The sequence below is a fragment of the Bradyrhizobium sp. genome, assembly GCF_016462955.1.
Classification (GTDB): domain Bacteria; phylum Pseudomonadota; class Alphaproteobacteria; order Rhizobiales; family Xanthobacteraceae; genus Bradyrhizobium.
Genome location: NZ_JAEMSD010000170.1, coordinates 1 through 7,754, shown reverse-complemented (window position 1 = coordinate 7,754; position 7,754 = coordinate 1). Strand labels below are relative to the sequence as shown.

Annotated in this window: 9 protein-coding genes; 2 read left to right on the top strand and 7 right to left on the bottom strand. The window is 65.5% G+C overall.

Annotation, left to right across the window (positions count from 1 at the left end; translation table 11 throughout):
- The 3 genes from JHD07_RS18415 to JHD07_RS18405 form a co-directional block, all read right to left on the bottom strand.
- The coding region (locus JHD07_RS18415; RefSeq protein WP_291624578.1) for an AEC family transporter at window positions 1–569 on the bottom strand (569 nt) is incomplete at its 3' end.
- Between the two features lie 228 nt (window positions 570–797).
- A complete protein-coding gene (locus tag JHD07_RS18410; RefSeq protein WP_291624577.1) occupies window positions 798–1,721 on the bottom strand; it encodes a CoA ester lyase in 924 nt (307 codons plus the stop codon).
- Window positions 1,722–1,723: 2 nt separating this feature from the next.
- Window positions 1,724–2,890, bottom strand: a complete 1,167-nt coding sequence (locus JHD07_RS18405; protein WP_291624569.1) for a CaiB/BaiF CoA-transferase family protein — start codon at window positions 2,888–2,890, stop codon at window positions 1,724–1,726.
- A gap of 549 nt (window positions 2,891–3,439) precedes the next feature.
- Here JHD07_RS18405 and JHD07_RS18400 point away from each other — a divergent pair.
- Both JHD07_RS18400 and JHD07_RS18395 read left to right on the top strand, forming a co-directional pair.
- Window positions 3,440–3,781 carry a hypothetical protein gene (locus JHD07_RS18400; protein WP_291624568.1) on the top strand — a complete coding sequence of 114 codons (342 nt, stop codon included), beginning with the start codon at window positions 3,440–3,442 and terminating at the stop codon, window positions 3,779–3,781.
- A 424-nt stretch (window positions 3,782–4,205) separates the two neighbouring features.
- Window positions 4,206–4,883 carry a ParA family protein gene (locus JHD07_RS18395; protein WP_291624576.1) on the top strand — a complete coding sequence of 226 codons (678 nt, stop codon included), beginning with the start codon at window positions 4,206–4,208 and terminating at the stop codon, window positions 4,881–4,883.
- 160 nt (window positions 4,884–5,043) lie between these two features.
- Here JHD07_RS18395 and JHD07_RS18390 read toward each other — a convergent pair whose 3' ends face one another.
- From JHD07_RS18390 to JHD07_RS18375, 4 genes are all read right to left on the bottom strand, one after another.
- On the bottom strand, window positions 5,044–5,190 hold the full coding sequence (locus JHD07_RS18390; protein ID WP_291624567.1) for a hypothetical protein: 147 nt from the start codon (window positions 5,188–5,190) through the stop codon (window positions 5,044–5,046).
- A gap of 130 nt (window positions 5,191–5,320) precedes the next feature.
- Window positions 5,321–5,470: a hypothetical protein gene (locus JHD07_RS18385; protein WP_291624566.1), complete on the bottom strand. Its 150-nt coding sequence runs from the start codon at window positions 5,468–5,470 to the stop codon at window positions 5,321–5,323.
- Between the two features lie 262 nt (window positions 5,471–5,732).
- On the bottom strand, window positions 5,733–6,641 hold the full coding sequence (locus JHD07_RS18380; protein ID WP_291624565.1) for a 4-hydroxy-tetrahydrodipicolinate synthase: 909 nt from the start codon (window positions 6,639–6,641) through the stop codon (window positions 5,733–5,735).
- A gap of 446 nt (window positions 6,642–7,087) precedes the next feature.
- Window positions 7,088–7,754 (bottom strand): substrate binding domain-containing protein (locus JHD07_RS18375; RefSeq protein WP_291624564.1); only part of this gene is annotated, 667 nt, incomplete at its 5' end.

Genomic DNA, 7,754 nt, shown 5'->3' with positions numbered 1-7,754 from the left:
CCGAGTCCGGTAAGGCGCCAGATCACGCCGAAGCCGATCGCCAGCATCAGCGGATTGCGCGCGAGGTCGGCGAGCACGGGGCGGATCACCGCGAGCGGCGAGCCGGTGCGCTTCTGGTTGACCAGCTCCATCTGCAGGATGCCGCAGAGCCAGAGCAGCGGCGTGTTCACCGACAGGATCAGCGCCATCGGCCCCGCCGCCTCGTTTCCCAGCGCGGAGAGCACGAGGGGGATGCCGAGCATCACGATGTTGCCGTAGACCGAGCCGATCGCGAACACGACACCGTCCTCGCGGCTGCCGCGCGGGGTCCGCAGCAGCGCCGAGACCGCCATCGCCGCGATCCAGGTCAGCGCGAGCGCGCCGTAATAGGCGCCCCACATCCGGTAGGGGCTGACATCGGGGAATTCCGAGACGACGATGGTGCGGAACAGAAGCGCAGGGATCGCAATGCTGAAGGCGAATTCCGAGATGCCCTTGTGCGCACCCTCCGAGACGAAGCGAAACATGACCGCGGCATAGCCGGCCGCGATCAGCGCGAACACCGGCGCGACGATCAGCAAGGTTGCCATGCGCGCTCAAGACTCCAGGGTGATCGCATTTGAGAGCTATTCCTGCGGCCATCCTTCGAGACGCCCGCTTTAAGCGGGCTCCTCAGGATGAGGACGGAGTGCGTGGTTGCAGTTTTAGAAAGGCACCGACGCTGATTAGCCTCATCCTGAGGAGGCGCTTCAGCGCCGTCTCGAAGGACGAGGCGTGCGCACCGGCCGCCGCTACAAGTCATATGCGAGAACCTTGCGCTACGTCCCCAGCTCGATGATCCGCCTTGCCATCCGCACATTGGCATAGTCGATCATCTTGCCGTCAAGCGTCACCGCGCCCTGGCCTTTCGCCTCGGCCTGCTCCATCGCCTCAACCACGCGCCGCGCCTGGGCCAGCTCCTCGGCCGAGGGCGTGAATGCGCGCAGCGTCGGTTCGATCTGGTCGGGATGGATCACCTGCTTGCCGTCAAAGCCCATCGCTGCGGCCTTCTGCGCGCTGGCTTCGGTCAGCCTGATATCGCGGAACGCGCCGCAGGGGCCGTCGATGGCGCGCAGGCCGCACGCGCGGGCGGCGACGAGCAGGCGCATCATGGGATAGGCGAACAGGTCGAGCGGCGCGGAAGCGTAGCCGCTCTGCGCGGAGCCGACATGGCGGTAGCCGTCCGGCGAGATGCCGACGTCGGAGGTGCGGGCACCCAGCGAGGCCGCGAGATCGCCGACGCCGAGATGCAGCGCGGCGATGCTGGCGTGGCAGGCGGCGAGGGCGTCGACATTGACGAGGCCGAGTGCCGTCTCGATCAGAAGTTCGAGCGCGACAGGCGCGGCGCGATCCGGCGCGGCCGCACGCAAGCGATCGGCGATGGCGACGATGTCGCCGGCGCGCTCCGCCTTCGGCACGATCACGGCATTCAGCCGCGGCAGCGCCGCCAGCGCGCGGATCTCCTCGGCGATGAAGGGGCTGTCGACGGCGTTGAGCCGCACCGTGACATGCTTGTTGCCCCAGTCGAGCGAGGCCAGCGCGGCGGCGGCTTCCGCCAGCGCAAGAGCCTTCTCGGCGGGCGGCACCGCATCCTCGAGGTCCATGAACACCGCATCCGCGCTAGAAGCCGCGGCCTTGGCGACGAGGCGGGCGCGATGCGCGGGGACGGCGAGGTAGGCCCGGGTGGGCCGCTGTGAGCCCATCGTCACGCGTCCTTCGCCAGGCCGAGTTCGGCGAGGATGGCCGCGTTGTGCTGCCCCACGCCCGGCACCGGATCCATCCGCGGCGTCACGCCGGGAATGGTCAGCGCCGGCAGGAAGCTCATCACGGGGCCGCAGGGCGATCCCACGCTTTGCACCCGGCCTCGCGCATGCAGCTGCTCGTGCTTCAGGAACGCCTCGACCGAGTTCACATGCGCGTTCGCGATCGCGGCCTCGTCCAGCAGCCGCAGCACCTCCTCGCCGCTCATCGATGCAAAGTGCTGCTCGATATGCGTCTGCAACTCGTCGCGGTTCTGCATGCGCAGCGGATTGGTGCGGAATCTCGGATCGTCGGCGAAGCCGGCGTCGCCGAGCACGATGCGGCACAGCGCGCGCCATTCCCGATCGTTCTGGATTCCGAAGAAGATCGTGTTGCCGTCGCCGACCCGGAACGGGCCGTAGGGCGCGATCGTCGCATGCTTCGCCCCGGTGCGCGGCAGCGGCCGGCCGGTGCTCTCGGTGTAGAACGCGGGATAGCTCATCCAGTCCGTGATGGAATCGAACAGCGAGGCCTGGAACGCCGTGCCCTTGCCGGTGCGCTCGCGCCGAAACAGCGCCATCAGCACGCCGTTGAGGATGTACATGCCGGTGGCGATGTCGACCACGGATAGCCCGACCTTGGCCGGCTCCGCCTCGGTGCCGTTGATTGCGAGCACGCCGGCCTCGCACTGCACCAGGAGATCATAGGCCTTCTTGTCGCTGTAGGGACCGCCCGTGCCATAGCCCGAGACGTCGCAGGCGATCAGGCGCGGAAATTTGCGCAGCAGCGACGCGGCATCGAGCCCGAGCCGCTCCGCCGCGCCGGGCGCGAGATTCTGGATGAACACATCCGCCTTCGGCAGCAGGGCGTCGAGCACCTTGCGGCCGTCCTCGCTCTTGATGTCGATGGCGAGGCTCTCCTTGGAGCGGTTGGTCCAGACGAACTGGCTCGACATTCCGTTCATCACGTGGTCGTAGTCGCGGCAGAAGTCGCCCGCGCCCGGCCGCTCGATCTTGATCACCCGCGCGCCCCAGTCCGCGAGGTGCCGGCTGGCCAGCGGCGCCGCGATCGCCTGCTCCAGCGAAACCACCGTCACGCCCGCAAGCGGCAGCTCCGCCTCATTCCCACCCATTTCGCCTCCACGCCCGCTGCTTCTTCTGATCAAGCGCAGGAGAACGAGCCCGCCATCCCGCGCATTTTGATGGTGCCATCATGCCCCTGTTTTGCCCGACAAGTCAAATTCGACTTCGAAAAATCCTAATATTTGGCGACGTGAGTGTTTGCAATGACTTGGCTACTGTGCATGGGGTTGTTTTCGCAGTTTGTGTTTTGGAGGGCTTGGAAGCGTGGGCTTCCATGACCGCTCGACGGGGAGGAAGCGCGGCAGGGTCCTCGCCTGCGGCCATCCTTCGAGACGCCCGCCTCCGGCGGGCCCTCAGGATGAGGACCGAGTTCGTGGCACTTGTTCCAATTGGCACCAATGCTGCCTAGCCTCACCCTGAGGAGACCGCGGAGCGGTCGTCTCGAAGGGCGAGGCGCGCGCTCAGCCGCGCCAAGGTTTTGCTCAATCACCGCCCCTGTTGCCGAGACCGCACAGGTCCGACCTTTCGCACTCCCCCTCGGTTGCCAACGAACGCCCGTTCACCCACTATTCCCTCCTGTTCGCTATTTGGGGGAATCGATGCCGGCGTTCCGCTTCAAGACATCCCTGGCCGTTGCAGGCCTCTCGCTGGCCCTGGCCGTCCTGGTGCTGCCGCGCGCCGGTTTCGCCTACACCCAGGAGGAACAGCAGGCCTGCTCGCCGGATGCGATGCGGCTGTGCAACGAGTTCATTCCGAACGTCGATGCCATCACCGCCTGCATGATCAAGAAGAAGGCGCAGCTCTCGCCGCAATGCGCGGTGTTCTTCCGCCGCGGACCGGCGGCGGGCGAGCAGCGCGCCGGCAAGCCGACCCAGATCGCGCCCAAAGCCGCGAAGAAGACCGCCAAGCCGGCACCGAAGAAGAAATCCACCCAAGGCTGAGCGCGCCGCGAAGCGCGTTCCCGGTCTGAAACTCCGGCCGTGCCGGAAGGCGTGCGTCGCGCGGCAGCCAGGCTGCGGGCCAAGCATCAGCCTCGCGACAGCCACCGGACTCGTTTTGTTCGCAGGCCTTGCCCGGGCAGACGCGAGGAGAGGTGGGCCGGCCGACACGACCTGAGGCGGAAGAGGATTTGCGCGGCCAGGTTGCGTTCCTTTTTTCCCGTCCGTTGCTCAAAAAATGCACGATCGGCAGGCCCCCAAGCGTCTTGTCGCGCTTAGTGCGCGGCGTCACAGCTTGCAGTGTGACTCAAAAGCCAACACGACTTGTTATTTCGTGGCGTCGGCGCAACCTTCGATAAATTTATCTTTCACGAATCAGCGCGCTGATTCATTTTCGCGGCCTGGGGTCAATCTGGAGGCCGAAGGTATGAACGTTATTGTTTTTGCATCACGTAAAGGCGGTTCGGGCAAGAGTACCCTCGCCGCGCATCTTGCCGCGCAGATCAAGGCGAGCAAGCAGGTCATGCTGGTGGACGCGGATCCGCAGGGCTCGCTGACGCTGTGGCACAAGCTGCGCGGCACCAACGAGCCGCCGATCAAGTCTGCCGTCAACTCCGTCAGCGGCATCGTCTCCGCGGCCAAGCGCGACGGTTATGAATGGGTGTTGATCGACACGCCGCCGAACCTGTCGGCCGTCGTCGACGACGCGATCAAGAATGCCACCATGGTGGTCATCCCGGCGCGTCCCGGCGTGTTCGACGTCAACGCCGTGCAGGAAACGATTCAGATGTGCCGCGCGGCGCGCAAGCCCTACGCGGTCGTGCTCAACGGCGCCCCGGCCAAGCGTGACGAATCCGAAAGCCCGATCGTCACCATCGCCCGCGAGGCGCTGGCGAAGTTCCGTGCTCCGGTGTGGGGCGGCCAGATCACCAACCGTTCGGATCTCTTGATGGCGCTGAGCCACGGCGAGGGCGCGCGCGAGTATCAGGCCGAGAGTCGTGCGGCTCAGGAAATTGCGAGACTGTGGGCGGCGATCGAACGTTCGGTGAAGGCTATTCGCGGCACGGCGTCGGCGTCGGGAGCAATGCACAAGCAGGCGGCTTGATTTTCATCATTCGTTCCCCGGACGACAAACGCGCGGAAGAGCCGCGCGTTTTGCGTTTCCGGGGTCCCGCGTCATTCCGGGATGGCGCGCAAGCGCCAGACCCGGAATCTCGAGATTCCGGATTCGCCCTTCGGGCGCTCCGGAATGACGGGATGAAACCTCACGCCACCATCAGCATGTAGAACACGATGACCGGCGACAGAGTGAGGATCACCGACCAGATGCCGACGGCCCAGAGAATGTCCTCGGTGGTAAAGGCCTGCTGCCCGGCGTCGTAATGCGACGCCAGTTCATTATGATTGTTCACAAACGCCTCCGCGATTTCTTCGCTTATGGGCGTCGGTGATAGCAGCGATGTTTTAAGATCCGGATCGCAGCCGTCGGTGCTTTTTGAACACAGGTGCTACCACGGATTAACCATCCCGCGGTGTCCTGGCTCAGCCGGCGAGCCAGACGCGAAGCAGCAGCACCGGCATCAGGCCGAGCATCACCGCCCAGAACCCGAACGACGAAACGACGAGAATTCCCTGCAAGAGATCGGCCGGCGCGAATTGCCGCGCAGCCGTCGGCTGGATGCGATGCCCCATGGTTGTTCCCTCTGTGGAAGCCTTTGAAGAAGAACGATAGGCGCGGTCGCGTAAACGAGGCGTGGATGCGGATCGCGGCGCGCGCGAAGGCCGTTGGGGCGATGTTAACCACGGGCGCGCGGTGCACCGCCTCTCCATCGTCATTCCGGGGCGCGACGAAGTCGCGAGCCCTGAATCGATTCATCCACCAACTCCGCTGCCCGATGGATTCCGGGCTCGCGCTCCGCGCACCCCGGAATGACATCGTGGGGAAGGAAGCCCGTTACGCCGCGACCCTCGTCCGCCGCTCGATCTCGCGATCGATCGTCGCGGCAAGCTCGCTGCTCACCTCGACCATCGGCAGGCGCACTTCGGGACTGTCGATCAGGCCGCATCGCCACAGCCAGTACTTTGCCGGCGCGGGACTGGGCTCGGCGAACAGGAGGCGCGTCAGCTCCGCGACGTCCTGCCAGCGTGCCTGCGCGGCGTCGAGGTTGCCGCGCTTCAGCTCGGCATGGACGGCGGCGAAGGTCGCGGTCTCGACATGGGCCGACAGCACGATGCCGCCGTCGGCGCCGTCACCGAGCGCCTCGAAATAATTGGCGTCCTCCCCGGTGAGCACGCGAAAGCCCTTCGGCCGGTCGCGCAGCAGCGCGATCGACTGCTCGCGGCTGGCGCCGCAATCCTTCAGGCCGACGATGTTGCTGTGCGCGGCAAGCCGCAACATGGTCTGGTTGCTGATGTTGACCGCGCAGCGATAGGGAATGTTGTAGAGCGCCAGCGGCCAGGCGGCGTGGTCGGCGAGGGCCTCGAAATGCGCCAGCAGCCCGCGCTGCGACGGTCGCACATAATAGGGACTGGCGATCAGGTAACCGTCGATCGGCCAGTCCGCGGTTTCGTCGAGGCGCTCCTTGAGACGCGAGGTGTCCGCGCCGGAGAGCCCGAGGCTAACAGGCAAGGTGCGGCCGCCGGCCGCCATCTCCTCGCGCACGACGGCGACGAGGCGTTCGAGCTCGGCCTCGCGCAGCGTCATGCCTTCGCCCGACGTCGCCCCCAGAATGAAGCCGTCGACGGCCTGTCCGCAATAGTGCCGCGTCAGCCGCCGCAGCGAGGTCTCGTCGAGGCGCCCGTCGCGAAACGGCGTCACCAGCGGCAGCCACAGTCCGTGCAGATGATCTCGTAGTCCGGTCATGTTTCCATCTCCTTCTCGGGAAAATGCCTGAGACGGAGGGCACATGAAAAAAACCCCGTCCAGGCGGCGGGGTTTTCGGGATTTGCAGCGATGACGAAGCTTGGCTAGTGCGCGCAAAAATCCGAGGCCCCGGGATGGGGACCTTTTTTCGAAACGATGGCGCACGACTTCGTGATCATTGCCAAATGATGCGGGGTATGCGTGGAACTGTCAATACACGCGCAAGGCGAAGCGCGTCGTGACGAAAAAAAGCCGGACCCGAAGGGCCCGGCTTAGGTATTGGCCACGTGAGGCCGACACAATCACCTTCCAAGAGGGATTACTGAACTCCCGCGCCACTGGAGGAGGGGGACAAATGCGCAACGCGAAGGCTCAGCGTGCAAACATTATGGGCTTGCCGAGCGGCTTGCAGCAACAGCCGAGGCCGCATGTCAGTCATGCGGAAATCAGGACGGCCAGCGCTGCGCCTTGCTCACCACGAAGTCGCGGAACACCTGCACGCGCGCGACTGTCTTCAACTCCTCGGGATAAACAAAGTAGGTGTCGAGCTGGATCGAATCCGACTCGCCGAACAGCTGCACGAGTTTGCTCTGTTCCTCGACGAGGTAGTCCGGCAGCGCGGCGATGCCGAGACCCTGCTGGCATGCGCGCACGAGACCGAGGATGTTGTTCACCCTGAAATAGGCCTCGCGCGGACCCGAGCCGTTGCGGCCCGCTTCGACCAGCCAGTTGCGGTTCTGCAGATGCGGCGCGAAATTGCCGTCCGAGAGCGTGATGATGCGGTGGGAGTCGAGCTCCTCCAGCGTGCGGGGCGTGCCGAAGCGCTTGATGTATTCCGGCGAGCAATAGGCGTGGAAGCCCATCGCGAACAGCTTGCGCTGGATCAGGTCCGGCTGCGTCGGCTTGCGGGTGCGGATCGCAACGTCGGCCTCGCGCATCGAAAGATCGAGCTCTTCGTCGGTGACGATCAGCGAGATGCGGATCTCCGGATAGAGGCCGGTGAACTCGCCGAGCCGCGGGATCAGCCAGTTGATGCCGACGCCGGGGGTGGTGGTGATCTTGAGGTCGCCGCTCGGCCGCTCGCGGCTGTCGGTGAGCTTGGCGCGCGCCGCC

Bases quoted from the DNA above. Each gene is read 5' to 3' on its own strand.
- JHD07_RS18405 (WP_291624569.1), bottom strand. From the start codon at position 2,890: ATGGGTGGGAATGAGGCGGAGCTGCCGCTTGCGGGCGTGACGGTGGTT.
- JHD07_RS18380 (WP_291624565.1), bottom strand. From the start codon at position 6,641: ATGACCGGACTACGAGATCATCTGCACGGACTGTGGCTGCCGCTGGTG.
- JHD07_RS18385 (WP_291624566.1), bottom strand. From the start codon at position 5,470: ATGGGGCATCGCATCCAGCCGACGGCTGCGCGGCAATTCGCGCCGGCC.
- JHD07_RS18410 (WP_291624577.1), bottom strand. From the start codon at position 1,721: ATGGGCTCACAGCGGCCCACCCGGGCCTACCTCGCCGTCCCCGCGCAT.
- JHD07_RS18400 (WP_291624568.1), top strand. From the start codon at position 3,440: ATGCCGGCGTTCCGCTTCAAGACATCCCTGGCCGTTGCAGGCCTCTCG.
- JHD07_RS18395 (WP_291624576.1), top strand. From the start codon at position 4,206: ATGAACGTTATTGTTTTTGCATCACGTAAAGGCGGTTCGGGCAAGAGT.